The 25,727-nt window shown below is 73.8% G+C and carries 16 protein-coding genes and 1 pseudogene; 3 read left to right on the top strand and 14 right to left on the bottom strand.

From position 1 onward, the window contains the following. Nucleotides 1-7: 7 nt before the first annotated feature. Together ACQP0T_RS11450 and ACQP0T_RS11445 are read right to left on the bottom strand one after the other, a co-directional pair. The gene (locus tag ACQP0T_RS11450; protein WP_433872832.1) at nt 8-202 is read right to left on the bottom strand and encodes a helix-turn-helix domain-containing protein; all 195 of its coding nucleotides are present in this window, start codon (nt 200-202) and stop codon (nt 8-10) included. Further along, a complete protein-coding gene (locus ACQP0T_RS11445; RefSeq protein WP_433872830.1) occupies nt 112-2,610 on the bottom strand; it encodes an AAA family ATPase in 2,499 nt (832 codons plus the stop codon). Before ACQP0T_RS11445 ends, ACQP0T_RS11450 begins: the two co-directional genes overlap by 91 nt. Nucleotides 2,611-2,811: 201 nt before the next feature. On the opposite strand from ACQP0T_RS11445, the gene ACQP0T_RS11440 reads away from it, so the two are divergent. Continuing rightward, complete coding sequence (locus ACQP0T_RS11440) at nt 2,812-5,637, top strand: AAA family ATPase (protein ID WP_433872828.1); 2,826 nt, start codon at nt 2,812-2,814, stop codon at nt 5,635-5,637. Nucleotides 5,638-5,813: 176 nt separating this feature from the next. After that, nucleotides 5,814-6,437 (top strand): response regulator transcription factor, encoded by a 624-nt coding sequence (locus tag ACQP0T_RS11435; protein WP_433872826.1) that lies wholly within the window; start codon nt 5,814-5,816, stop codon nt 6,435-6,437. Between the two features lie 215 nt (nt 6,438-6,652). Here ACQP0T_RS11435 and aztD read toward each other — a convergent pair whose 3' ends face one another. From aztD to aztB, 4 genes are read right to left on the bottom strand one after another with little or no spacing between them, the layout of a single operon-like run. Continuing rightward, nucleotides 6,653-7,834: a zinc metallochaperone AztD gene (gene aztD / locus ACQP0T_RS11430; RefSeq protein WP_433872824.1), complete on the bottom strand. Its 1,182-nt coding sequence runs from the start codon at nt 7,832-7,834 to the stop codon at nt 6,653-6,655. Between the two features lie 35 nt (nt 7,835-7,869). Next, on the bottom strand, nt 7,870-8,799 hold the full coding sequence (gene aztC / locus ACQP0T_RS11425; RefSeq protein WP_433872822.1) for a zinc ABC transporter substrate-binding protein AztC: 930 nt from the start codon (nt 8,797-8,799) through the stop codon (nt 7,870-7,872). Further along, nucleotides 8,796-9,971 carry a hypothetical protein gene (locus ACQP0T_RS11420; protein WP_433872820.1) on the bottom strand — a complete coding sequence of 392 codons (1,176 nt, stop codon included), beginning with the start codon at nt 9,969-9,971 and terminating at the stop codon, nt 8,796-8,798. The genes aztC and ACQP0T_RS11420 overlap by 4 nt, the downstream gene beginning before the upstream one ends. Continuing rightward, nucleotides 9,968-10,831, bottom strand: a complete 864-nt coding sequence (gene aztB / locus ACQP0T_RS11415) for a zinc ABC transporter permease AztB (protein ID WP_433872818.1) — start codon at nt 10,829-10,831, stop codon at nt 9,968-9,970. The genes ACQP0T_RS11420 and aztB overlap by 4 nt, the downstream gene beginning before the upstream one ends. A gap of 82 nt (nt 10,832-10,913) precedes the next feature. Here aztB and aztA point away from each other — a divergent pair, with 82 nt between their 5' ends. Next, nucleotides 10,914-11,636, top strand: coding sequence for a zinc ABC transporter ATP-binding protein AztA (aztA, locus tag ACQP0T_RS11410; protein ID WP_433872816.1), 723 nt, complete (start codon nt 10,914-10,916; stop codon nt 11,634-11,636). A gap of 157 nt (nt 11,637-11,793) precedes the next feature. Here aztA and ACQP0T_RS11405 read toward each other — a convergent pair whose 3' ends face one another. The 8 genes and pseudogenes from ACQP0T_RS11405 to ACQP0T_RS11370 all read right to left on the bottom strand — a co-directional run bounded on the left by ACQP0T_RS11405 (nt 11,794) and on the right by ACQP0T_RS11370 (nt 25,697). Beyond that, nucleotides 11,794-12,495, bottom strand: a complete 702-nt coding sequence (locus ACQP0T_RS11405; RefSeq protein ID WP_433872814.1) for a GAF and ANTAR domain-containing protein — start codon at nt 12,493-12,495, stop codon at nt 11,794-11,796. A gap of 152 nt (nt 12,496-12,647) precedes the next feature. After that, nucleotides 12,648-13,049: a ChaB family protein gene (locus ACQP0T_RS11400; protein WP_345363768.1), complete on the bottom strand. Its 402-nt coding sequence runs from the start codon at nt 13,047-13,049 to the stop codon at nt 12,648-12,650. Nucleotides 13,050-13,158: 109 nt separating this feature from the next. Continuing rightward, nucleotides 13,159-13,446 carry a hypothetical protein gene (locus ACQP0T_RS11395; protein WP_433872812.1) on the bottom strand — a complete coding sequence of 96 codons (288 nt, stop codon included), beginning with the start codon at nt 13,444-13,446 and terminating at the stop codon, nt 13,159-13,161. A 2-nt stretch (nt 13,447-13,448) separates the two neighbouring features. Next, nucleotides 13,449-14,720, bottom strand: coding sequence for a 3-deoxy-7-phosphoheptulonate synthase (locus tag ACQP0T_RS11390; RefSeq protein WP_433872810.1), 1,272 nt, complete (start codon nt 14,718-14,720; stop codon nt 13,449-13,451). After that, the gene (locus tag ACQP0T_RS11385) at nt 14,717-16,339 is read right to left on the bottom strand and encodes a bifunctional 3-(3-hydroxy-phenyl)propionate/3-hydroxycinnamic acid hydroxylase (protein WP_433872808.1); all 1,623 of its coding nucleotides are present in this window, start codon (nt 16,337-16,339) and stop codon (nt 14,717-14,719) included. Before ACQP0T_RS11385 ends, ACQP0T_RS11390 begins: the two co-directional genes overlap by 4 nt. A gap of 110 nt (nt 16,340-16,449) precedes the next feature. Then, nucleotides 16,450-17,223 carry an arylamine N-acetyltransferase family protein gene (locus ACQP0T_RS11380; RefSeq protein WP_433872806.1) on the bottom strand — a complete coding sequence of 258 codons (774 nt, stop codon included), beginning with the start codon at nt 17,221-17,223 and terminating at the stop codon, nt 16,450-16,452. Then, a pseudogene (locus tag ACQP0T_RS11375) lies at nt 17,210-20,275 on the bottom strand (type I polyketide synthase); the annotation flags it as partial. The pseudogene ACQP0T_RS11375 and the gene ACQP0T_RS11380, both read right to left, overlap by 14 nt. 61 nt (nt 20,276-20,336) lie before the next feature. Continuing rightward, entirely contained in the window at nt 20,337-25,697 is a 5,361-nt protein-coding gene (locus ACQP0T_RS11370; RefSeq protein ID WP_433873680.1) for a type I polyketide synthase, read from the bottom strand. Nucleotides 25,698-25,727 lie beyond the last annotated feature (30 nt).

Below are 25,727 nucleotides of genomic sequence, written 5' to 3'. Positions count from 1 at the left end.
GGGCAGCTCATTCCGGCACGAGCCTGCCCTCCAGCCGGGCCGCGGCCAGCTCCACCCGCGAGCGGCAGTCGGTGCGCTCGAACAGGCGGGTCAGCCTGCTCTCCACGGTCTTCACGCTGATCCCCAGCGCGATCGCGATCTGGCGGTTCGTGCACCCGTCGCTGACCAGGTCGATGATCCGGTTCTCGACGGCGGACAGCACGGTGCGGGGACTGCGCGTGCGCGGCGCCGCCGGGCCAGCTCCACGCCTTCCCGGACCCGCCCGACGTCGGCGTGCAGGCCACCGCCCACGATCAGCACCATCTCCCGCGCGGAGCCGGTGCGCGCCCGCCGGTCGACGGCGCGCAGCTCGCCGAGCAAGCCGTGCGCCCCGGCGGTGTCGCCGAGCTGCAGGCTGTAGGCGATCAGGCGGGCGAGAAGCCGCTCCAGGCCGACGACCGCGCCCAGCTCCCGGCACCGCGCCAAGTCCCGCCTGCCCTCGGCCACGGCCTCGGCGGTGCGCCCCTGCCGGTGGCGCAACCCGCAGCGGACCCAACTCGCCAGGTGCCCGGTCGTGCGCGGCGACCGGTGCAGCCACCAGGCCGCCCGGTCGAGTTCACCGCGCACCGAGCAGATCTCGGCGGCCACCACCCGGGAGAGGTGGTGCGCCGGTCCGGTGCGGCCCGGTCCCCGCTCGGTTTCCAGCGCGCGGGCCGCGGAGAGCGCGGCGTCCCAGTCCCCGGCGTGGTAGGCGGACACGACGTGGTGGTAGCGGTGCGGCGCACCGCGCCGCGACGGCCGGTAGTGCGGCCCCAGGACCGCGCTCAGCGCGGCGGCGTGGTCGCCCCACGCCCCGGCCTCGCGCAACCGGGGCGAGCACGTCCCCTCGATCCCGGCGGGCGCGGCAGCCTCCCACGCCGTGCGCGCGCGGCGGAACCGGCGGTCCTCCCCGCCGAGCGCGGCCAGCAGCGACAGCAGCGCGGCGAGGGAACCCACCCGCAGCACGGCCGCACCGGCACCGGCCGTTCCGGCGGTGATCAGCGCGCTGAACGCGGACAGCACCTCCTCCGCCCCGCCGCGCACCAGGGCTGCGGCGAAGCGGCGCGCCTGTTCGACGCAGCCGCGCTCGGCGGCCACCGCCTCGACGACGCGCACCGCATCGCGGACCTCGCCGATGCGCTGTTCGTGCAGCAGCGCCGCCACCCACCAGGCCGCGACCTCGAACAGCAGCACATCGCGGTCGGCCGCCGGAGCGGGTGCGCCACCCGCCACGGCTGCCACCACGGCACCGAGGTCGTCGGCCAGTTCGTGCTGCCGCCCCGCAGCGAGCTGCAACCGCATCATCGTGGGCAGCGCCCGGCTCCAGCGGCGGTCCGCGCCGGGCGGCCGGCGCACCGCGGCGTACCAGCCGAGGTCCACCGCCCCGTCGGTGCGCTCGCCCGGCGGCGGGAGCGGGTCGCCGAAATCGTGCTCGGCGCGGGCGAGGTGGTCGGCCAGCGCGGTCCGGTCCACCGCCGCGCCGCGTTCGACGGCGGCCAGCAGGTGCCGCGCGACCGCCGCGTGCACCGCCCGGGGCGACCGCCCGGTCGCGCGTCCCGCCGCCACGCCCAGCGCGGGCACCGGCAGGTCCAGCGCGCCGTCCCGCGACCGGACGACCTCGCGGTCGACCAGCCGGTCCAGCACCTGACCGCAGGTCCGCACGTCGGTCCCGGCGGCCACCGCGAGCACCGGCAGGTCGTGGGCGGCGATCTCGCCGAGGACCGCGACCGCCCGGACCACCGCCGCGGCTGCGGGTCCGCAGTCGCGCACCGCCGCGACGAGTTCGTGGTCGTCGGGCAGCGCGATCGGTTCCCCCGCCGGGCGCAGGCAGACGTGCCCGTCGACGAGCACCAGCCGGCCCTCCGCGCGCAGCGCCCGCAGCGCGGCGCGCACGGTGCCCGGATTGCCGAACAGCGGGCCGAGCCCGGTCAGCAGCGCGCGGGTCACCGAGGCGTCCACCGGCGCGCGCATCCCCGCCCACGCGCCGAGCAGACCGGCGACGTCGGAGTCCCGCAGCGGCGGCAGGTCCACCACGACGTCGGCGTTGCGCGTCCACCGGCCGATCGCGGAACCCGGTCCACCGGTGGCGATGACGACGACACCGGCCGCGCGGACGCCGAGGGCCAGCGCCGACAGCGCTGCCGCCGACGTCCGGTCCATCCGGTCCACGTCGTCGACGAGCAGCGCGGTCCGCTCGCGGGGCACCAGGTGGGCCAGCGCGCGGGTCAGCTCGTGCACCAAGGGCAGCGGGTTGTGCTCGGGAATCTCCCGGTCGCGGTGGCGGAGCCGGGATCCGGCCGCCACGGCGTCGAGCAGGCTCGGCGGCCACCGGACGTCGCGCGGCTCGTCGATGCGCCGCCGCACCGCGTCGAAGAGCTCCTCGAACACCCCGGGCGCGGCGGTGGCGGTGCTCGCGAACGTGCGCACGCCCCGCTCCGCCCAGCGCTTCCGGACCGCGCCGAGCACCGCGCTCTTGCCCGACCCGCGCGGTCCGCGCACCACGACCAGCGCCCCGCCGCCACCGGCTACCGCGCCGTCCAGCGCCGCGAGCTGCTCGTCCCGCCCGAGCACTGCCTTGTGCTTCCGGGTCATGCGCGTTCCTCCCGTTCAGCGGTACCGACGCGGTGCTCGACCCCGGGCCGCGCTCGCGCGGTTCGTCCGGGATCCCGGCCTTCGGCGGTGGTCGAGTTCACAGGCCGCCTCGATCGGGGGCGAATCCCGGTGGACCATAATCGTCCGGCATGGGAAAACCCACCGCGCTGCACCCTCCTGTCCGGACGCGCGAACGCCGCCGTGGTTGAGTCCTCCCGGTGGACGCCGCGCGATCCGCCCGTCCCGCGGGGCGACGAACCCGAGAACCTGCCGCTCCCGCCGCGCCGGACCGCCCTGGTGCACGAGGTGTGCGCGGCGGTGCGGGCCGGTGATCCACCGCTGACCCTGCTCGCCGGGGAACCGGGCAGCGGGCGCACCAGCCTGCTGGACGCGGTCGCCGACGAGCTCGCCGGGACGGGGACCCGGGTGTTGCGGGTGCGGCTCGGCGAGGACGACGCGATCGGCGGGCACGGGCTGCTCTACCGGCTGCTGGCCGAACTCGAATTCGCCGACGGGCGCCCGCCGTCGTCCGCCGATCGGGAGAACTCCGCGCTCGGCCTGGTGGCGCGGTGGGGCGAGGCCGGCCGCGGTCCCGCGTCGCCGACCGCGCTGCCCCCGCTCGCCGGGGTGCTGTCGGCCGCGGTGCGCGGCCACGTCCCGCTGGCCGTGCTCGTCGACGACGCGCACTGGACCGACGCCGGCACCGCGTCGTTGCTCGACCAGTTCGTGCGCAGGCTCGCCCGCCCCGGTTGCGCCCTCGTCGCGACCTGGCGCTGCTGGCCGCCGACCGGTCCGGACGACCACCACCGCGCCGCCGCGGTGCGGCGGCTGGTCGCCGCCGGGTCGGCCCGGATGATCGCGCTGCGCCCGCTGACCCGCTCCGAGACCGGTTCGGTGATCGCCGAATCCGTCCGCGCCAACCCGGGTTCCGAACTGGTCGACCGGCTGCACGCCGACAGCCGGGGCAATCCGGCGGCGCTGGCCGCGACGATCGAGGCGCACCGGGAATCCGGGGCGCTGCGCGTGGTGGACCGGCATGCCTACTTGCAGCGGGCGATCGAGTCCCGGCCGCTGCCCGGCGGGCACCCGCTGCTGACCGCGCTCCGCGACGCCGGCGAGCTGTGCTGGTCGGTGGCCCGGGCGATGGCGGTCCTCGCCCCGCTCGGCGACGCCGCAGCCGGGCTGGTCGCCGAGGCGCTGGAGCTGGACCCGGCCGTCGTCGACGTCGCGCTGCGGAGGCTGCGCGCCGGGCGGGTGCTCGTCGGCTCGGCGGGCCTGCGGTTCCGGATCCCGGTGCTCCGCCAGGCGCTCGAACACTCGCTGGGCCCCTACGAGCGGCAGCGGCTGGCCGCGCTGGCGGTGCGCGCGGTGTGGGACGGCGTCGCCGCACCCGCCGACGGGACCTACCTCCCGGACCAGCTCGTGGCGGCGGGCCGGCTCGTGGACCCCGAACGCGCCACCGCCGAACTGCTGGCCGCCGCCGACGCCGCGATGTTCACCGACGGGCTGCGCACCGTGCGCTGGCTGCGCGCGCTGGTCGACCGGGTCCACGAGCCGGAGCAGCGCGCCAGGGCGCTGCTGGCGCACAGCGCGGCGTGCGCCATCCACAACCGGCTGGAGGAGGGCGTCGATACCGCGCGGGCCGTGCTGGTGGAGCACGCCGCGCACCTGTCCGCGGAGACGTTGCAGGAGACCGAGATCGTCTACGCGATCGCGCTCGCCGCGTGCGGTGACCGGGCGGAGCTGCGGCGGCTGGCCGCCGGGGACGTCCCGGTGCCCGGCGGACCGGCGAACGAACTGGTCACGAGGGCCTACGCGCTGCTGATGCTGGGCCGCGGCGTCGAGGGCGACGCGTTGCTGCGGGAGCACGAGGCGACGTGGGCGGTGGCGAACCCGGTGACCGCCGACATGGCGAACCTCTACCGCGGCGGGCTCGGCGTGCAGACCGGCGATCTCGGCGTGCTGCGGCGGTTCCTGGCCGACCCGGCGGCGTGGCGCTCGCGGGAGGCACCGCGGCACCGGTTCGAGCAGGTCCGCTACGAGGTCGACATGCTGCTCGTGCTGGGCGAACTGGACGAGGCGATGCGGGTGCTGCGGGCCAACGGCATCGACATCGAGCAGTTGCACAGCACGGACCAGTCGCTGCTGCGGGTGCTGCGCGGTGAGCACTCGGCCGCCTTGGACGCGGCCCGGCGCAGCATCGCCGAGGGCGTCTACTCGTCCCGGCCGTTCATCCCCGTGGCGGTGGCTCATGAAGCGGCCGGAGTCCTGGTCGGCCGGGGCTGGCTCACCCGGGCGCACGAGCTGACCGGCGTGGTGCGCGGGATGCACCTCGACCACCTGCTCGACCACGCCGACGCGCGCTGCCTGCGGGCGCTCGGGGACGACGACGGCGCCGACGAGCTGCTGCGCGCGGCGTTGCGGGACGCCGACGAGCGGGGCTTCGTGTTCGGCACCGACCGGATGTGGTCGGAGCTGGCCCTCCGCGAACACGCGCTGGGCGACCAGGAACGGGCCGAGCGGTGCGTGCGCCGCCTCGCCGGGGTCGCGGCGGCGCTGGGGACCGGCCGCGCCGAGATCGCGCACCTGATCGCCCGGGCGCGCGTGCACGGCGATCGCGCGGCGGGCGAAGCGGCGGTGCGGCGGGCCCGCGAGCGCGGGATGCCCGACGAGTCGGCGTGGACCTTCACCCGGGCAGCGCTGTCCGGCATCGACCCGAAGCGGTTGCTCCCGGAGGCCTACGCCCTGTTCGGCGAGCTCGACGCCCTGCTCTGGCGGGCGCGGCTGCGCTCCCTGCTGCGGGAGCACCGCGTTCCGGTGCCCGGCCGCAGCACCACCACGGCGGAGAACGAGCGGTTGCTCGCGGTGCTGGTCACCGAAGGGCTGCCCAACCGGCGGCTCGCCGTGCTGTTCGGCACCAGCGAGAAGAGCGTGGAGAGCAGGCTGACCCGGATGTTCGCCCGCCTCGGCTACCGCTCCCGGGTCGAACTGGCCGCGGCGATGGTCGCCGGCGAGCACCCGGGCTGAGCACCGCTCCACCGGCACGCCGGCGCGGTGCCACGCGCCCGGGGGTCCGGGCCTCGTGCGGGAGAACCCTCCGCGGGACCGTCCCGGCGGCTTCGGCGGCAGACAGCGCCCGGGCCCGCTCGCAGACTTGGCCCCGAAGCGCCGCACCGGTGGCGCGGAAAGGCTGGAACGGCACAGTGAACGCAGTACGCGTGTTCGTCCGGGCGGCGGATCCGTTGACGAGCACGGCGATCAGCACCCACCTCGACTCCTTCCCCGACATCGACGTCGTGCCCGCCGAGCAGCTCGCCTCCGTCGACGTGATCGTGGTGGCGGCCGAGCGGATGACCGTGGAGGTCTCCTCGGCGCTGCGCAAGTGGAAGGCCACCGTGGACGTGCCGGTGGTGCTGATCGTCGCCGAGACCGGTCGCGACGACCTGGTCGTCGCCGTGGAGTGCAACGTCGTCGCGGTGCTGCCCCGGGAGGCGGCCACCGCGGACCGGATCGAGCACGCGGTGCGCACCGCCGCCACCGGCGGCGGGGTGCTGCCGCCGAGCGTGCTCGGCGAGCTGCTCAGGCAGTTCGAGCAGGTGCAGCGGGAAGTGCTCGCCCCGCACGGCTTGCACGTCTCCGGGCTGACGCCCAGGGAGATCGATGTGCTGCGGCTGATGTCGCACGGCCTGGACACCGCGGAGATCGCCGAGGAGCTGTGCTTCTCGGAGCGGGCGGTCAAGCGCGTGGTCTCCGGGGTGACGAGCCGCCTCGATCTCCGCAACCGGCCCCACGCCGTCGCCTACGCCCTGCGGATGGGCGTGATCTAGCAGGGGGCCGCCTCGCGCGGGGCACCAGGCCGTAGCGGACCACGTCATCGAGACCGGAAGGCACCGCCGGATCAGCGGTATTCCACTTCGGACGCGCCCGGTCAACTCGGGACCTGCGGTGCGTCGCTGCCTCCACGGTCAACACCCGGACCCTCCGTGCCGACGACGCGCCGCCGCTCCCGGGCGGGAACGGCGGCGCGATCGGGGGAGCGCGGTCAGCTCACGCCGGTGAGCTCGTTGGGCGCGGCGGGCAGCGTCGCGGTGGCGGTCTTGTCCCCCGTGGCGAGGTCGACGGCGTGGATCGCCCGCCCGGCGGGGTCGGTGACGTAGGCGGTACCGCCCCGGACGAACAGCGCGGGCCGCGGCTGCTGCCACTCCAGCGGCTCGGTCCACCGCTCGATCACCGGGATCGAGCGCACCACCCGCCCGGCCACCGGGTCGATCTCGTGCAGCGCGCCGTCGGTGCCGAGCACCAGCGCCTCGCCCTCGGGCCCGCGGGCCAGCGAGCGGAACGTGTAGCTGGTGCCGAGATCCACCAGCCGCAGCGTGCCGTTGGTGGTGTCGATCAGCGAGACCTGCTGGGGGCGCTCCAGTTCCGCGTCCTCGTCCTGCTTGTAGTCGCCGAGCACGATCGGCGAGTGCTCCGAACCGGCCTGGTTGCCGATGCGGCCGTACTCGGTCGGGCTGGTGATCTTGGTGATGGTGCCGTCGCGGTAGACCAGGGCGCCGTCCTCGCAGCCGACCACGACCGCCCCGCCCTGCGCGGTCGATTCACCGTGCACGCCGGGGCACTGCTCGTTGCGCGCGATCTCCCGCCGCTGCTCGTCGAGCACGACGATGCCGGTGCGCTCCTCCTCGTTGCCCAGCGTGGTCACGAGTTCGCCGTTGCCCAGCTCCACGGCGACCCCGTGGTGGGGTTCGGCGGACAGGTGGCTCTCGGTCTCCGGCGACCCTTCGGCCAGCGTCGCCGGGTCGAACGTGAGCACCTCGCCGGTGCCGTCGATGAACAGCGCGGTGCGGCCGTCGTGGTGCACGACGTGCCCGGGCTTCTCGCCGGGGAAGCGGATGTCGGTGAGCTCCGGGTGGACCGCGTCGAGCACCCGGAAACCGTCGGAGGTGGAGACCATCACGTGCCGGCCGTCGCCCGCCGGGTTGATCCGGTTGAAGCCTTCCAGCGGGATGTCCCGCGCCACCTCCAGGGTGCGGCCGTCGAGCACCTGGAGACCGCCGTCGTAGGTGACCACCAGCGGTTCCGGCACGGCGGGGCCCGGTGCCGCCTCGGGCTCGCCGGAGGCACCGGTGGGTGCCTCCGCGGCGCCGCAGCCGGACAGGACCAGCGCCGCGGCGGTGATGGCGAGCACGGCGGGGCGCCTGCTCGCTCGGATCGGGTTGACCATGGATTCCCTCTTCTCCTCGGTCGGGACGTGCGCGTTCAGCCGCCGAGCGCGGTGGCGATCGCGTTCGCGTTGTGGGTGGTCATCTCCAGGTAGGTGGCCGCGCCTTCCCCGGGCCGGCTCAGCGATTCGGAGAACAGCGGGACGATCCGCACCTGGACCCCGGCCTGCTCCGCGAGCGCGCGGGCCAGCCGGTCGGGCTGCGAGGTGTCGGCGAAGATCGCCGGGACTCCCTCGGTGGTGATCTGCTCGGCGAGCCCGGCCAGGTCGGAGGCGCTCGGTGAGGCCAGCGTGGTGCCGCTGGGGATCACCGCGCCGATCACCTCGAAGTCGTAGCGCTGCGCCAGGTAGCCGAACACGTGGTGGTTGGTGACCAGCGTGCGGCGTTCCGGGGGAATCGCCGCGAACTGTTCGGAGATCGTCGCGTGCAGCGCCTCGACCTCACCCCGGTACCGCTCGGCGTTGGCCCGCACCACCGCCGGGTCCACCCCGTCGACGTGCTCCACGACGTGCCGGGAGATGACGTCCACGGCCCGCGCGACCCGCACCGGATCGGTCCAGAAGTGCGGGTCGGGCGCCCCCGCGGACTCGTCCTGGGCGTACCGGAGGGGATCGACGTGCTCGCCCACCGCGAGGGTGGGTACTCCGGCCTGCGCCGCCGCGTCGATGTTGCGCGCGACGCCTTCCTCCAAGCCGAGTCCGTTGGCGATCACGAGATCGGCCCGTTCGAACTGGGCGGCCTGCTGCGCCGACACCCCGAACGAGTGCGGGTCCGCGTTCGGCTTCATCAGCACCGAGATCCGTGCCTGGTCGCCGATGATCTCGCGGGTGATGTCGCCGAGCACGTTCGTCGTGACGACCACCTGCACGCGTTCGGCAGCCGGGGCGCACCCGGCGATGGCGAGCAGCGCGAGCAGGCCCGTCACCAGCGCTGCCACCCGGCTCCGGAATCCGGTCGCGGCCCTCATCGTCCCGTCTCCACCACGTGCGCGACCTCGCCGCCGAGCGGGAATTCCCTTGCCAAGCGCAGGGAATCGTTGTAGTCGAGCTCGTGGATCGTCCCGGTGGCGACGTCGTTGACGTACGCGCGGCTGGTGTCGATCTCGATCGCGGGGTCCGGGCGCGCCGGGTCGAGCGGCTGCTCGCTGATCCGGGTGGTGGCGATCTCCTCACCGGTGCCCTGGTCGTAGCCGTGCAGCACGCCGTCCGCAGTGAGCGCGAGCACCGGACCGCCCGCACCCACGGCGTTGGCCGTCACCACCGGGCCGGTGGGCAGCAGCGTCCACGCGCGTTCGGAGACGTCGAGCACCCACACGCCGCGATCGCCCGCCGGCGCGGCGAGGGTGGCGCTGCCCGGCCGGTTGCGGAACTCCACCGCGCGCTCGTCCGGGGCGACCGGCCGCGGGTACCCGATCTTCGTCCCGGTGAGGGCGCCGTCGTCCTCGTCGACGAGCAGGGCTCCGTCCGCGCAGCCGATGACGACGCCCCGCCCGGTCACCGCGGTGCCCCGGGGGCCGGGGCAGGGCCGCTCGATCGTCCCGACCTCGCGGCCGGACCGGTCCAGCACCCGCACCCCGGACTCCCGGGGCGCGAGGACGTGACCGGCGTGCGGGACCGCCGCAGCACCGGGCGCCACCGGGACGGTCGCGAGCGGGGCGACCGATCCCTCGTCCAGCGCGGCGCGGTCGAGCAGCGTCGCAGTCCCGGTCTCGTCGGTGACGGCGGTGACGGCGGTGTCGCTGTGCGCGGCGACCGGCCGCCCGGCGGGGAAGGAACCGACGTCCCGGGCGGCGGCCCGGTAGTAGTGCACGTGGTCGCCGTGGTCGACCATCCAGGAGCCGCTGTCCACCACCCGCACCGACCGGCCCGGGCCGCCGACGTAGGCGTAGCGCCCGTCGCCGACGAGACCGGTGGCGCCGTCCACCCGAGCGATCTCCTCGACGTCCTCGTTGATCAGGTCCAGCACCCGGACCGCGCCGCCGCCCGCGACGACGAGCCGGGACTGGGCCTCGGCCGCCTCCTCGGCGCCTTCGACGTAGCCGTGCGGTGCGGCGGGCGGGGGCGGCGCGGGCTCGGCGGCGCAGGCCGCGGTGGTGAGCAGGGCCAGCAGGACCAACCCGGTTTTCGTGGTGGTTCTCATGCGGTGAACTCGACTTTCCGTGGTTCGGGCGCGATCGCGGGGCGGACCCGGTCGCGCAGTGCGGCGCACAGCGCCGAGAGGAAGAACAGGGCCACCGAGGTCGCCGCGATCGTGGCGCCCGCGGCGGTTCCCCAGTGCCAGGAGATGAGCAGGCCCGCCGCGGTGGCGAAGGAACCCAGCAGCGCCGCGCCGAACATGATCGCCGGGATGCGGCGGGCCCAGAGCACCGCGGCGGCGGGCGGGGCGATGAGCAGGCCGAAGACCAGCAGGGTGCCCACGACGTTGAACGACGCCACGATCGCCAACGTGACCAGGCCGAGCAGCAACGCGTGCGCCGCTCCGGGCCGCAACCCCCAGGTGCGGGCCTTGCGGGGGTCGAAGGCCAGCGCGACGAACGAGCGGTGCCCCGCCAGCGCGAGCACGCCGGTGACCAGCAGGGCCACCAGCAGCCACACCAGGTTCGACTCGGTCACCGCGAGCACGTCGCCGAACAGGAAACCGGTGAGGTCCACCGCGAACGAGTCCGAGTGCGACACGATGATCACGCCGACCGAGAGCATCCCGACGAACAGCAGCCCGATGGCGGTGTCCCGGCTCAGCCGCCGCGACCGGCCCAGCGCGGTCACCCCGGTCGCCATCGCGCCCGCGCTGAGGGCCGCCCCGACGAGCAGGTCGCCGCCCAGCACCGAGGCCAGCGCCACGCCGGGCAGCATCCCGTGCGACATGGCGTCGCCGAGGAAGGCCATCCCGCGCAGCACCACCCAGGTGCCGACGAGCGCGCAGATGAGCGAGACCAGCACCCCGGCCAGCAGCGCCCGCTGCACGAAGGACACCTCGAAGGGCAGCACCAACCAGTCCATGACGAGGTACTCTAAGATGAAAATGAATCTCATTCCAGTCTGAGTTCGGTGAGCGTGGTCACCAGTGGAGGAGCGGAGTCCGATGAACACCGACCGGAGCGCGGTCGCACTGCACGAGATCAGCGCCGGGTACCGGAACCGGCCCGTCCTGCACGGGATCACCGCCGAGGTCCCCCGGGGCGGGATCACCGCGATCGTCGGGCCGAACGGTTCGGGGAAGTCGACCCTGCTCGACGTCGTCGCCGGGGTCCTCGCGCCGAGCGGTGGCGCGGTCCGGCTCGCCGACCGCAGCCGCCCCGCGCTGGTCCCGCAGCGCTCCGCGGTCTCCGACGCCCTGCCGCTCGCGGTGCGCGATGCGGTCGCGATGGGCCGGTGGTCCGCGCGGGGGCCGTGGCGCCGGCTCACCCGCGCCGATCGGGCGATCGTCGATGATTGCCTGGAGCGCCTGGACATCGCCGACCTCGCCGACCGCCAGCTCGGCGCGCTCTCCGGCGGTCAGCGCCAACGCGCGCTCGTCGCCCAGGGACTCGCCCAAGAGGCCGGGCTGCTGCTCCTCGACGAACCGGGCGCGGGACTCGACCTGGAAGCCCAGCAGCGGATCAACGCCGTGCTCGAGGACGTCGCGGCGCGCGGCACCACCGTCGTCCACGTGACGCACGACCTCGCCGAGGCGATGCGGGCCCGGCACTGCCTGCTGCTCCGCGACGGACGGCTGGCCGCGGCCGGACCACCCGGCACCGCGCTCCACCCCGAACTCGTCCAGGAGGTGTGGAGCCTCACCCTCACCCGTTCGGGAGACGTGTGAGGGGCACCCTTGCCCGAGCAAGGGCCTGTTTCAGAATGATCTGCGTGGCGGTTCGGGTGGCGGAACCGCCGCGGTGCAAGTTGACGGCCGCACCGCATGCGGCTCCGCCGCATCCTGAAAGAACCCCTTACTCGGGCAAGGGGTTTTCCCGTTCGGCCTAGTCGATGCCGGGGACCTCCCCGGTGGTGATCACGCGCTGGGCGATGTCGCGCAGCTTGGTGTTGCCGTGCTGGGAAGCCTGCCGCAGCAGGGCGAAGGCCTGCTCCTCCGGAACCTTGCGGCGTTCCATGATGATGCCGAGGGCCTCCCCGATGTCCTGCCGGGTGCCGATCGCCGACTGGAGCTGCGCGCTGGAGCGCGCGGAGGAGAACGCCACCGCGGCGTGCGAGGCGAGCACCCAGCCCAGCCGTTCGGAGCGGTCGGTGAACGCCCCGGGGCGGGAGGAGTAGAAGTCCAGGGCGCCCAGCTCGTCCTCGTCGGTGTAGAGCAGCAGGCCCATCATGCTGCCGATGCCGAGGTCTCGGGCCCGCGGCGCGTAATGCCGCCACCGGTGCCCTTCACCGGCCATGTCGGCGATGCGGTACGCGGGGGTCGAGTGCGCGGCGGCGTCCAGGCAGGGACCTTCGCCCAGCTCGGCCTGGGTTTCGTCGGAGATCCGAACCAGGTCGTCGGTCGCCGAGGCGGTCTCGACCCGGCCCTTGCGGTGCACCACCATGATCCCGGCGGCCTCGCAGCCGTCGACGAGGTCCACGGCGTGCGCGCTGATGCTGTCCAACGTCCCCTGCACCGTTTCCTGGGCGAGCAGGTCCCGCGACATGTGCGCCAACGCGATCGCCAGGTACTCGTCCGACTCCGGCATCCCCGCTCCTCTCTCCCGGTACCGGACGCCGTCCGCCCGGCGGCGCACGGCTGAAGCAGGTCGGCGGGCGGTCCGAACGCACGGGGCGCGGCACCGGGCACCGCGACGCGGGGCCGCGCGGGCGCCGCAGGGCGCGCCGGACCGCCCGGACCTCACCGCTTCCGGGCCTTGCGGGTCCGCTGCCCGCTGGCCTTCTCCAGCGCCTCGACGAGCTGGGGCTTGTTCATCGACGACCGGCCCTTGACGCCGAGCTCCCGCGCCCGCTCCACGAGGTGCTGCTTGCTGGCGCCGGCGTCCACACCGCCGGCGGTCGGCTTCTCCCGCTGACCCGCGCCCCGCCGGGCCTGCTTGTCCGAGGGGCCGCGCTCCTCCTTGGGCTTCCAGCGGTCCCCGACCTTCTCGAAGTCGTGCTTGAGCGCCGAGTACGCGGTGCGGTGGGCACGCTGGCCCTCGCCGTAGGTGCGCACGGCGCTGTCGTGGGCCTTGATCCACGTCCGCTGCGCCGCCCGCGGCGACCGCTCTAGGGTGGACGGGAGTTCCTGGCGTCCCGGCACAGTTCTCACCTCCGGATCTCGTTTCGGCTCCCCAGCGGTTTCCCGATCCACCGGCGCGCAAACGTACCGGGGCGGAGCGGGGCCTCCGGCGCACCGCTCCGCCCCCGGCTCAGGCCGAGCCCACCGACCTGCGGAAACCGCCGATGCCCTCGTCGTCGGCGTCCCGCCACAGCTCGGGGTCGTGGGGCGTGTCCGGGATGAGCACGACTCCCCGGTCCTCCCGGCGGTCCGCGCAGGTCGCCGGGAGGCCGTCGGTCAGATCGAGTTCCAGGAGCTCGACGGCGTTGTGCAGCCGCCGCACCACCGGGCAGTTCCGGTGGTCGCGGCGCAGCGAGTCGATCGAGCGGCGCAGTTGGCCGACCAGGTGGTTGACCCGGCGGAGTTCGGCGTCGGACATCGTCACCTCCGGTGGAGCATCGCTGCGACGGCGGTCGCGAGGTCCAGCGACTGCCTGCGGTTCAGCCTCGGGTCGCACGCGGTCTCGTAACGCCCCGCGAGGTCGGCGTCGCCGGTGGCGCCGTCGACGCATTCGGTCACGTCCGAGCCGGTGAGTTCCAGGTGCACCCCGCCGGGGTGGGTGCCGAGCCCGCGGTGGACGTCGAAGAAGCCGCGCACCTCGCGCACCACGTCCTGGACGTCGCGCGTCTTGTAGCCGGATGCGGATTCGTGGGTGTTGCCGTGCATCGGATCGCACACCCACACCACCGGGTGCCCGGCGGCTTCGACGCGTTCCACGAGGGGCGGCAGGGCGTCGCGGACCGCCTCGCACCCCATCCTGCTGATCAGCGCCAGCTTCCCGGGAACCCGGCCCGGGTTCAGCCGGGAGGCGTACTCGACGACCTCCTCCGGCGTGGTCCTCGGCCCGATCTTCACGCCGATCGGGTTGGCCAGCAGTGCGGCGAAGGCGAGGTGCGCGCCGTCCGGCTGCCGGGTCCGCTCCCCGATCCAGAGGAAGTGGCCCGACGTCGCGTACAGGTCCTCGTCCGGGTCGATGCGGAGCTGGGCCCGCTCGTAGTCGAGCAGCAGCGCCTCGTGGCTGGTGAACAGCCGCTTCCCGGCCGGGTCCTCCCGCTCCTGGAGCATCCGGAGGAAGTTCATCGTGCTGCTCGCGTGGCCGTGGGCCCGGACCAATCGGTGGGGGTCGGGCCGCCTCGCCGCGGGGGTCGGGTCGACCCCGTTGACGATGTCGCCCCGGTACGCGGGCAGCCCCAGCACGTCGGTCGGCTTGGAGCGGGGCTTGGCGTACTGCCCGGCCATCCGGGCGAGCTTCACCACCGGCAGCCCGGCCCCGGACAACACCCCGGCCATCCTGGCCAGCAGGTTCACCGTGCCCCCGAGGTGCTGCTCGGTGCCGCCCGCGAAGGTCTCCGCGCAGTCGCCGCCCTGCAGCAGGAACGCCCGGCCCCGGGCGACCTCGGCCAGTTCCCGGCGCAACCGCCGGGTTTCGGCGGGCGAGGTGAGCGCGGGCGCGGCGCGGAGCACCCCGGTCGCGGCCCGGAGCGCGGCCCGGTCCGGCCAGTCGGGTTGCTGCGCCGCGGGCCGGGCCAGCGCCTCGTCCAGCTCGCGCCGCCGGTCCGGCGGGATGCCGTCCGCCACCGCGGTCTCCAGGTCGACCCGGAGGCCGGCGAGCGAGGGCAGGGCGGCGGGTTGCGGCCACGCTTGGGGGATCATGGTGCGCCTCTCCATCCGTTCGGTCCACCGGAGCCCGCCCCGATCGGCGGCGCCAGCCTGGACTGCAGTTCCTCCGACGCGGCCGCGAGCCCCGTGGCGTCGTCGACCGCGCCGAACGCGTAGAAGTCCGGGCGGACGAGGATCGCGCCCGACCCGGTCTCCGCCAGGTACGGCAGGTAGACGTCGTCGACGTCGACGACCGCGTCGCCGTCCGCCCGCTCCGCAGGGGTCCCGGCGGGCAGCAGCCGGACGACCGCGGTCCCGAGCTCCCGCAGGAACGGCGGCATCCCACCGCCGAGCACGGCATCGTCGGCCACGAGCAGCACGAACCCGCCTCCGACGAGGTCGTCGAACAGGCCGGTCCGGCCGCCGCGCGCGACGTCGGCCTGCGGGACCAGCTCACCGGCCCGGGGACCGCCGGCCGCCGGGAGCAGCCCGGTGGTCAGCCGCTGCACCGAGGACCGGGGGCGCACCCCGCTGGTGCCCCGCTCCCGGGCCGCGACCATCACCTCGTCGCGGTCCCGCGCGGCCGCGGCATCGGTCTGGCAGATGACCTTGCCCAGGTCGACCGAGATCCGCAGCGCGTGCTGGACGTGCGCCCGCCGCTCCTCCTGGTAGGTCTCCAGCAGCTCCTCGCCGGCGAACCCGCTGAGCACGAGGTCGAGCTTCCAGGCGAGGTTGGCGGCGTCCCGGAACCCGGAGCACATCCCCTGCCCCGCGAACGGCGGCATGAGGTGCGCCGCGTCCCCGGCCAGCAGCGCGCGCCCGGAACGCCACACGTCGGCGCAGCGGGCTTCGAAGGTGTAGAGCGCGTAGCGCTCCAGCTCCGAGTTGCGCGGCGTGATGCCGTAGGGCTCCAGCAGGTCCCACACCGCGGCGGCCTGGTGCAGCTCCTCGACCGACTCGTCCGGCAACCGCATGAACTCCCACCGCCGATGCCCCGGCCCGGCGGAGACGACCGTCGCGGGCCGCCGGGGATCGCACACCTGCAGGTTGTTCGGGGTGAACTCGCGCCCGTCGTTCGGGACGACGTCGCAGGTCAGCCAGTCGTTGGAAAAGCCGAGGTCGGTGCTGGTGATGCCGGTGGCGGCGCGCACGAAGCTGTTCGCCCCGTCGCACCCGACGACCCAGCCGGCCGAGATCCCGAGCCGCTCGCCGCCGCTGCCCTCCACGACGAGCTCGGCGGAATCCGGCCCGTCGGTCAGCTCGACGGCCTGGTAACCGCGCAGGACGCGCAGCCCCGGCAGCGCCGCGCCCCGCTCGGCGAGAGCGGCTTCGATGCCCGGCTGGTACATCGACGTGGAGTCCGGCCAGCCGGAGTAGCCCCGCTCGGGCACGTCGACGTGCAGCAGGACGCTCCCGGCCCCGTTCGTCCACGTGTAGTCCCGGGAGCACTCGCCGTGCTCCCCGATCGCCGCACCGACCCCCGCCGAAGCCAGGATGCGCGCGGATTCGCCGTCGAACGAGACCGCGCGCGGCATCGGGTACGGGCTGGGCCACCGCTCCACGACCACGACCTGGTGCCCGCGCTGCGCGAGCAGGGCCGCCAGGACCTGCCCCACCGGGCCGTACCCGACGATCGCCACGTCACAGCGCTGCGCCTGGCTGCTGCTCGTCATGCTCTCCTCGCCACCTTCCGCTGCCCGGATCGCCGGGTCGAGTTCCTGCCCGCGACCCTGCGAGCGGATCGCCGGGGTTCCGCCCCGCGAGGCGGGTTCACCGAAGGCACTCAGGACTCCGCGCGCAGGATCGTGCGCACCACGCGGTCGTGCTCGTCCTGGTCCACGAGCACGCGCACGGCCTCGGCGCCGTCGTCGACGTGCAGGTACCGCCGGCCGATGAGGACCATCTGACCGGTCTCGAACGCGCGGCCCCGGATCACCGTCCCGGCACCCACCAGCCGCTCCGCGAACTCCACGAGGGCGGGCTGATCACCGCTCCACTCGTGGAACTGCCGGGGCGTGGGTCGGAACCGGTACACCGGCGACCAGTCCGCGGTGCGCCCCTTGCGCTCGACGACGTGGTAACCGTCCTGCTCGGTGATCCGGAAGCGCGAACCGCACTGGCTCTGCTCTTCATCGGACAGCAGCAGCGGCTCCACGTAGGACGGTCCGACGAACCCGACGTCCACCAGCCAGCTCCGGCCGGCCAGCTCCACGCGGTTGAACACGTGCTCCAGGTCGGGGCCGAAGGTGCCGTCGACCTGCCGGATGCCCGCCGAGAGCACCGCGGTGCGGAAACCCAGCTCGTCGAGCAGCGCGCGGAACAGGCCGTTGAGCTCGTAGCAGTTGCCGCCCCGGCCGCCGCGCACGACCGCGTCGAACACGGCGTCGACGTCGATGTCGACGTCGCGCCAGATGGAGATCCCGCGCTCGGCGTTCCACGAGCTGTCGTACGGGATCGTCATCAGGTGGCGCTTGTGCAGGAACCGCAGCGACTCCAGGTCCGCCTCCGGACGCTCGTCGCACCCGAGGACCGCCAGGTATTCGTCAACGTCGAACATCGGACACCTCCGGGGTGGGCTCGCCCGCGGACTCGGCCAGCAGGTCCTGGACGTGATCGGCCAGCAGCGCCGGGGTCGGGTGGTCGAACAGCAGCATCGCGGGCAGCGCCAGGTCGAAAGCCGCGCCCAGCCGGTTGCGCAGCTCGACGGCGGTCAGCGAGTTGAACCCGATCTCGAAGAACGGGCTGCCCCCTTCGATCGCCCCCGCGTCGGCGTGCCCGAGGACCGCGGCGGCTTCGTCCCGGATCCTGTCCAGGACCAGCCGCGCGCGCTCCTCCTCGGGCAGCCCTTCGAACCGTCGGGCGAAGGTCTCCTCCGGCGCCGCGTCGGCGCCGTGGTCGATGTGCTCGGACATGGTCGTCTCCCTCGTCGTGTCGTCGGATTCCAGCCAGTAGCGCTGGTGCTGGAAGGCGTAGGTCGGCAGGTCGACCCGCCGGACGTCCGCCGGGAACAGCGGGGTCCAGTCCACCGCCACGCCCCGCACCCACAGCTCCGCCAGCGAGGTGGCGAACCGGGTCAGGTCGCCTTCGTCGCGGCGCAGCGTGCCGGTCACCGCGGCCGCCACGCCGCGGTGGGCGTCGAGGGTCTCCTGCACGGCCATCGTCAGCACCGGATGTGCACTGACCTCCACGAACACCCGAAAACCCGCGTCGATCAGCGCGTCGGTGGCCTCGGCGAACCGCACCCGCTGCCGCAGGTTCCGGTACCAGTAGTCCGCGTCCAACACCGTGGTGTCCTCGACCCACATGCAGTCCACCGTGGAGAAAAACGGCACCTCCGATTCCTCCGGCTTGATGTCGGACAAGACCGCGGTGAGCTCGTCGCGAATGCTCTCCACCTGTGCGCTGTGCGAGGCGTAATCCACCGGCACCCGACGCACCCGGACCTCCCGCCGCTCCGCCTCGGCCACCAGCGCCTCGCAAGCCGCCGGATCACCAGCGACGACCACCGACGACGGCCCGTTGACCACCGCCACATCCAGCCCCGGACCGATCAGCTCCGCCGCCTCGGACTCCGGGACCGCCAACGACACCATGCCACCCCGACCCGCCAACTCCTCGCCGATCAACCGACTCCGCAGCACCACCACCCGAGCCGCATCTCGCAGTGACAAGGCACCCGCGACGTGCGCGGCAGCGATCTCGCCCTGCGAATGCCCCAGGACCGCGTCCGGGGTGACCCCGTGGGACTGCCACAGCCGAGCCAGTGACACCATCACCGCGAACGACACCGGCTGCACCACGTCCACCCGGTCCAGCTCCCGCCCCTCGCGAATCACCTCCAGCAGGGACCAGTCCACGAACTCCGACAACACCGAATCGCACTCGTCCATCGCCTCCGCGAACACCGGCGAAGCATCCAACAACTCGGCACCCATACCGACCCACTGCGCACCCTGACCCGGGAACACCAACACGGTCCGACCATCCACATCGGCCACACCGGACACCTGGCCCGGGGCGCCCGATGCGACCGAGGCCAGATCCATCGCGATGCGGTCGTGGTCGGCCGTGAGGACCACCGCGCGGTGCTGGAGCTTCGCGCGGGACAGCAGCGACCACCCCACGTCGCAGCGCAGCAGGTCGGGGCGCGGCGCGAGGAAGTCGCCCAAGCGCTCCGCCTGCGCGCGCAGGGCGGCCGGGGAATGCCCGGACAGCACCCACGGCACCACTCCGGCATCAGCGCGTTCGTCCATCGATCCCGCCGGTGCCTGTTCCAGGATGACGTGCGCGTTGGTGCCGCTCACGCCGAAGGACGACACCCCGGCCCGACGCAACCGACCCGTCTCCGGCCACACCCGCGACTCGGCCAGCACCTCCACCGCACCCGAATCCCAGTCCACCTTGGACGACGGGGACGACACGTGCAGCGACGCCGGAAGGACTCCGCGCTGCAGCGCCAGCACCATCTTGATCACGCCCGCCACACCGGCAGCCGACTGGGCGTGCCCGATGTTCGACTTCAGCGAGCCCAACCACAACGGAGCAGCCGAATCCCGTCGGCCGTAGGTCTTGAGCAGCGCACCGGCCTCGATGGGATCCCCGAGCGAGGTCCCGGTGCCGTGCGCTTCCACGGCGTCCACATCGGATGGACCCAGGCCCGCGTTGGTCAGCGCAGCCCGGATGACCCGCTCCTGCGCGGGACCGTTCGGCGCCGTCAGACCGTTCGACGCACCGTCCTGGTTCACCGCCGAACCCGCCACCACGGCCAGCACCCGATGACCCAACCGCCGGGCATCCGACAACCGCTCCACCACCAGCACGCCCACGCCCTCGGACAACCCGGTGCCGTCGGCATCGTCGGAGAACGCCTTGCACCGCCCGTCGGCGGCCAACCCGCGCTGCCGGGAGAACTCCACGTACGGGCTCGGCTGCGCCATCACGGCGACGCCCCCGGCCAGCGCCAGCGAGCACTCCCCCGTGCGCAGCGACTGCACCGCCAGGTGCAACGCCACCAGCGACGAGGAACACGCCGTGTCCACCGTCACCGCCGGACCCTCCAGACCCAGCGCGTAGGACACCCGCCCCGACGCGACGCTGCCCGCGGTGCCGGTGCTCAGGAAACCTTCCAGCCCGGCGGGGACACCGCGGGTGCGGGTGCCGTAGTCGTGGTACATGACGCCGGAGAAGACGCCGACGTCGCGCTGCGACAGCGATCGCGGGTCCAGTCCGGCGTGTTCCAGCGCTTCCCACGAGGACTCCAACAACAACCGCTGCTGCGGATCCATCGCCAACGCCTCACGCGGACTGATCCCGAACAACCCCGCATCGAAATCACCCGCACCCTCGAGAAAACCACCACGCCGAACGTAGGACTTGCCCGCCGCACCAGGGTCAGGATCGAACAGCCCGTCCACGTCCCAACCACGATCCGACGGGAACTCCCCCACCGCATCGCCACCGGAAGCCACCAGGTCCCACAAGCCCTCCGGCGACGACACCCCGCCCGGCAACCGGCACGCCATTCCCACGATCGCGATCGGCTCCCGCCAGGCGGCGGTGAGCGAGGTGTTCTCCTGCTTCAGGCGTTCGTTCTCGCGCAGGGCGGCGCGCAACGCCGCCACGACCTTGTCGTCCGAACCCGTCATCGTCATCTCCGCATCCGCGATCGAGTCAGTTGCCCGCGCCCAGCGCACGGGCCACGAGCTCGTCGACGTCCATCGTTTCGATCCAGTTGCTCTCGTCGTCCTGCTCGGCACCGGCCCCGTCCTCTTCGGCGCCGATCAAGCCGAGCAGGGCCTCCAGCACGCCGAGCTCGCGGAACCGGCTCAGCGGGGTGCTGGCCAGCGCGCTGCGCAACCGCTCCTCGTCGACGCCGGGGTCGGCGGCGCACAGCTCGTCGTGCAGGTGCTCCGCGAGCGCGTTCGGGGTCGGCCGGTCGAAGACGAGCGTGGCGGGCAGCCGCAGGCCGGTCTCCGCGGCGATCCGGTTGCGCAGCTCGACGGCGGCCAGCGAGTCGAATCCCATCTGCTTGAACGCGTGGTCCGCGCGGACCGGGTCCACCGAGGGGTGGCCGAGCACGGCGGCGGCGTTCCTGCGCACCAGCTCCACCAGGGTGCGCAGCTGCTCCTGCTCGGCCATCCCGGCCAGCCGGTCCGCCCACGAGACCGCACCCGCCCGTGGCGCCGCCCGCCGGATCGGCGCGGCCAGCCCGCGCAGCAGCGGCGAGGTCGACGCACCGGACCGCAGCGCGGCGAGGTCGAACTTCGCGGGCACCAGCAACGACCGCTCGCTCCGCACGGCGCGGTCGAACAGGGCCATGCCCTCGTCGTCACCGAGACCGAGCAGTCCGTCGCGGGCCAGTCGCTCGTGGTCGGCGTCGGACATCCGCGCGGTCAGGCCGGTGGCCTCCGCCCACAGGCCCCACGCCAGCGACACCGCGGGCAGGCCGAGGCGCCTGCGGTGCGCGGCCAGCCCGTCCAGGTAGCCGTTGGCCGCGGCGTAGTTGGCCTGGCCCGCGCCGCCGAAGACCCCCGCCGCCGAGGAGAACAGCACGAACATCGCGAGGTCGGCGTCCGCGGTCAGCTCGTGCAGGTGCCACGCCGCGTCCACCTTCGGCCGGAACACCCCGTCGAACCGCTCGGGCGAGAGGGAGGAGAGGACCCCGTCGTCGAGCGCACCCGCCGCGTGGACCACGCCGGTCAGCGGTCGGTCGGACGGCACGTCGGCCAGCACCCGGGCCAGGGCTGCCCGGTCGCCGACGTCGCACGCGCTGATCCGGACCTCGGCGCCCAGCGCGCGCAGCTCCGCCGCCAGCTCCGCCGCGCCGGCCGCGTCCGGGCCACTGCGGCTCACCAGCAGCAGATTCCGCACGCCGTGCGCACCGGCCAGGTGCCGGGCGACCGAGGCGCCGAGCGTCCCGGTGCCACCGGTGACCAGCACCGTGCCCGCCGGGTCGAGGACCGGCGCATCGCGCTCGTCGCCGCGGGCCGCGACCAGTTTCGGGGCCCACGCGCGGTCGCGCCGGACCGCGAGCTGCGGTTCGTCGACGGCCGCGAGCGCCGCCAGCGCGGCGTCGGACTGCGCACCGTCGACGTCGACGAGCGCGATCCGGCCCGGGTGCTCCGCCTGCGCCGCCCGGACCAGCCCCCAGACCGCGGCGGCCCCCGGACGGACGTCCGCGTCGTCCGCGGCGACCTCGACGCCGCCCTCGGTCAGCACGACCAGCTCGCCGGGCTGCCCGGTGTCGTCGGCGAGCCACCGCTGCACCACGGCGAGCACCGCGCCGACCAGCGCCCGCACCGCCCCCGGGTCCGGATCACCACTTCCGGTGCAGTCCACCACCACGGCGTCGGGTGCCTGCTCGATCGCCTCCGCCAGCTCCGGCGCGGTGGCGTCCGCGGTGAGGCGGACGATCCGCGCGGTCGTCGGTCCGGTGGTCACCGGGCTCCAGTCGAGCCGGTGCAGCGGCAGCTCGTCCCGGCGGAGCCGGTCGATCGGGGTGGGGCGCAGCACCAGGGACTCCAGCGACGCGACCGGCGCCCCGGTCTGGTCGGTGAGCGCCAGCGACACGGCGTCCTCGCCGGACCACACCGCGTGCACCCGCAGCGCCGTCGCACCGGAGGCGTGCGAGGAAAACCCGTTCCAGGCGAACGGGAGCAGGACGTGTCCCGCGGCGACCTCGGTGGCGCTGCCGAACCGGGTCGCCTGCATGGCGGCGTCGAACAGCGCCGGGTGCAGCCCGAACTCCCCGGCATCCACCTCTTCCGGGAGCGCGACCTCCGCGAACACCTCGGCACCCCGGGTCCACGCCGCCGACAAGCACCGGAACGACGGACCGTACTCGTACCCGGACTCCGCCATCCCTTCGTAGAAGCCCTCCACCGGAACCCGCCGCGCCCCCACCGGAGGCCACTGCTGGGCCGGGGCCGCGGGGGCCGGTGCCGTGGACAGGGCACCGCTGGCGTGCCGGGTCCAGTCACCGTCGTCGTCGGGCCGCGAGTAGATCCGCACCGCACGCCGGCCCGCGTCGTCGGCCTCGTCCACGTGCACCTGGAGGCGCACCGCGGACTCCTCGGGCAGGACGAGCGGCGCTTCGACGACCAGCTCGTCGAGGGCCGGGCAACCGACCTCCGCACCGGCCCGGGCGGCCAGTTCCACCAAGGCCGCGCCGGGGACCAGCACGGTGCCGAACACGGCGTGATCGGCCAGCCACGGGTGCGTCCGCAGGGACAGCCGGCTGGTGAACGCCGCAGCACCGGACTCCGGGAAGGCGAGCGCCGCGCCGAGCAGCGGGTGCCCCACGGCGTCGAGCCCCGTCAGGGCGAGGTCACCGCCGGACTTCGCCGGGTCCGAGGCCAGCCAGTAGCGCTGGTGCTGGAAGGCGTAGGTCGGCAGGTCGACCCGCCGGACGTCCGCCGGGAACAGCGGGGCCCAGTCCACCTCGACCCCGCGCACCCACAGCTCGGCCAGCGAGGTGGCGAACCGGGTCAGGTCACCCTCGTCGCGGCGCAACGTGCCGGTCACCACGGCGGGAACATCCGCACACCGCTCCAAGGTCTCCTGCACCGCCATCGTCAACACCGGATGCGCACTGACCTCCACGAAGACCCGGAAGTCATCGTCGATCAGCGCGTCGGTGGCCTCGGCGAACCGCACCCGCTGCCGCAGATTCCGATACCAGTAGCCCGCATCCAACACAGTGGTGTCCTCAACCCACGCGCAATCCACCGTGGAGAAGAACGGCACCTCCGATTCCTCCGGCTTGATGTCGGACAAGACCGCGGTGAGCTCGTCGCGAATGCTCTCCACCTGTGCGCTGTGCGAGGCGTAATCCACCGGCACCCGACGCACCCGGACCTCCCGCCGCTCCGCCTCGGCCACCAGCGCCTCGCAAGCCGCCGGATCACCAGCGACGACCACCGACGACGGACCGTTGACCACCGCCACGTCCAGCCCCGGCCGCCGCTCGATCAACTCGGCGGCTTCTGCTTCCGGCAGGGCCAACGACACCATGCCGCCCCGACCCGCCAACTCCTCGCCGATCAACCGACTCCGCAACACCACCACCCGAGCCGCGTCACGCAACGACAACGCACCCGCCACGTGGGCGGCCGCGATCTCACCCTGCGAATGCCCCACCACCGCATCCGGATCCACACCATGCGACTGCCACAGCCGCGCCAGCGAGACCATCACCGCGAACGACACCGGCTGCACCACATCCACCCGGTCCAGCTCCCGCCCCTCGCGGATCACCTCCAGCAACGACCAATCCACGAACTCCGACAACACCGCATCGCACTCCGCCATCGCCTCCGCGAACACCCGCGACGACCCCAACAGTTCCGCACCCATACCGACCCACTGCGCACCCTGACCCGGGAAAACCAACGCAGTGCGCCCATCCACACCCGACACTCCGGTGACGAGACCGTCCGCGAGGTCGCCGGACGCCAGCGAGCGCAGGTCGGCCAGCGCCGCGTCGACGCCCGCACCCAGCACCACCGCGCGGTGTTCCAGGCTCGCGCGGGACAGCAGCGACCAGCCGACATCGCCCCGGTCGAGCTGGCCGGGTTCGATCGCGTCGGCGATGCGCGCGGCGTTCGTCCGCAGCGCCTCCGGCGAGTGCGCCGAGAAGTTCCACGGGACGGGAACGCCGGAGGAAACGCGCTCGTCGGGCCGGGCGGTCTCGGCGGGGGCGTGTTCGAGGACGACGTGGGCGTTGGTGCCGCTCACCCCGAACGACGACACCCCCGCCCGACGCACCCGACCCGTCTCCGGCCACGACCGCGACTCGGTCAGCACCTCCACCGCACCCGAATCCCAGTCCACCTTGGACGACGGGGACGACACGTGCAGCGACGCCGGGAGAATCCCGCGCTGCATCGCCAGCACCATCTTGATCACACCCGCCACGCCCGCAGCCGCCTGCGCGTGCCCGATGTTCGACTTGATCGACCCGAGCCACAGCGGTTCGGCGGATTCGCGCTGGCCGTAGGTAGCCAGCAGGGCGCCCGCCTCGATCGGATCGCCCAACGAGGTGCCGGTGCCGTGCGCTTCCACCGCGTCCACGTCGGAGGGACCCAGGCCCGCGTTGGCCAGCGCGGCCCGGATGACCCGCTCCTGCGACGGACCGTTCGGCGCCGTCAGACCGTTGGAGGCACCGTCCTGGTTCACCGCCGAACCCGCCACCACGGCCAGCACCCGATGACCCAACCGCCGGGCATCCGACAACCGCTCCACCACCAGCACACCGACGCCCTCGGACAGACCGGTCCCGTCCGCCCCTTCCGAGAACGCCTTGCACCGGCCGTCGACCGCCAACCCGCGCTGCCGCGAGAAGTCGACGAAGACCGCGGGCTCGGCCATCACGGCGACGCCACCGGCCAGCGCCAGCGAGCACTCCCCCGTGCGCAGCGACTGCACCGCCAGGTGCAACGCCACCAGCGACGAGGAACACGCCGTGTCCACCGTCACCGCCGGACCCTCCAGACCCAGCGCGTAGGACACCCGCCCCGACGCGACGCTGCCCGAGTTGCCGACCCCGAAGTACCCTTCGAGCCCGCCGGGCAGCTCGCGCAGGGTGCTGCCGTAGTCGTGGTGCATCAGCCCGGAGAAGACACCGACATCCCGACCCCGCAACCCCAACGGATCCAACCCGGCGTGCTCCAACGCCTCCCACGAGGACTCCAACAACAACCGCTGCTGCGGATCCATCGCCAACGCCTCACGCGGACTGATCCCGAACAACCCCGCATCGAAATCACCCGCACCCTCGAGAAAACCACCACGCCGAACGTAGGACTTCCCCACCGCACCAGGATCAGGATCAAAAAGACCCTCCACATCCCAACCACGATCCGACGGGAACTCCCCCACCGCATCACCACCGGAAGCCACCAGATCCCACAAACCCTCCGGCGACACCACCCCACCCGGCAACCGGCACGCCATCCCCACGATCGCGATCGGCTCGTTCTGCCGCTCCTCCACGTCGCGGAGCCGTCGGCGGGTCTGCTGGAGGTCCGCCACCGCGCGCTTGAGGTAATCGCGCAGCTTCTC

This window comes from Saccharopolyspora sp. CA-218241, from assembly GCF_050954615.1.
Lineage (GTDB): Bacteria > Actinomycetota > Actinomycetes > Mycobacteriales > Pseudonocardiaceae > Saccharopolyspora > Saccharopolyspora cebuensis.
This window is presented reverse-complemented; position numbering and strand designations above follow the sequence as displayed.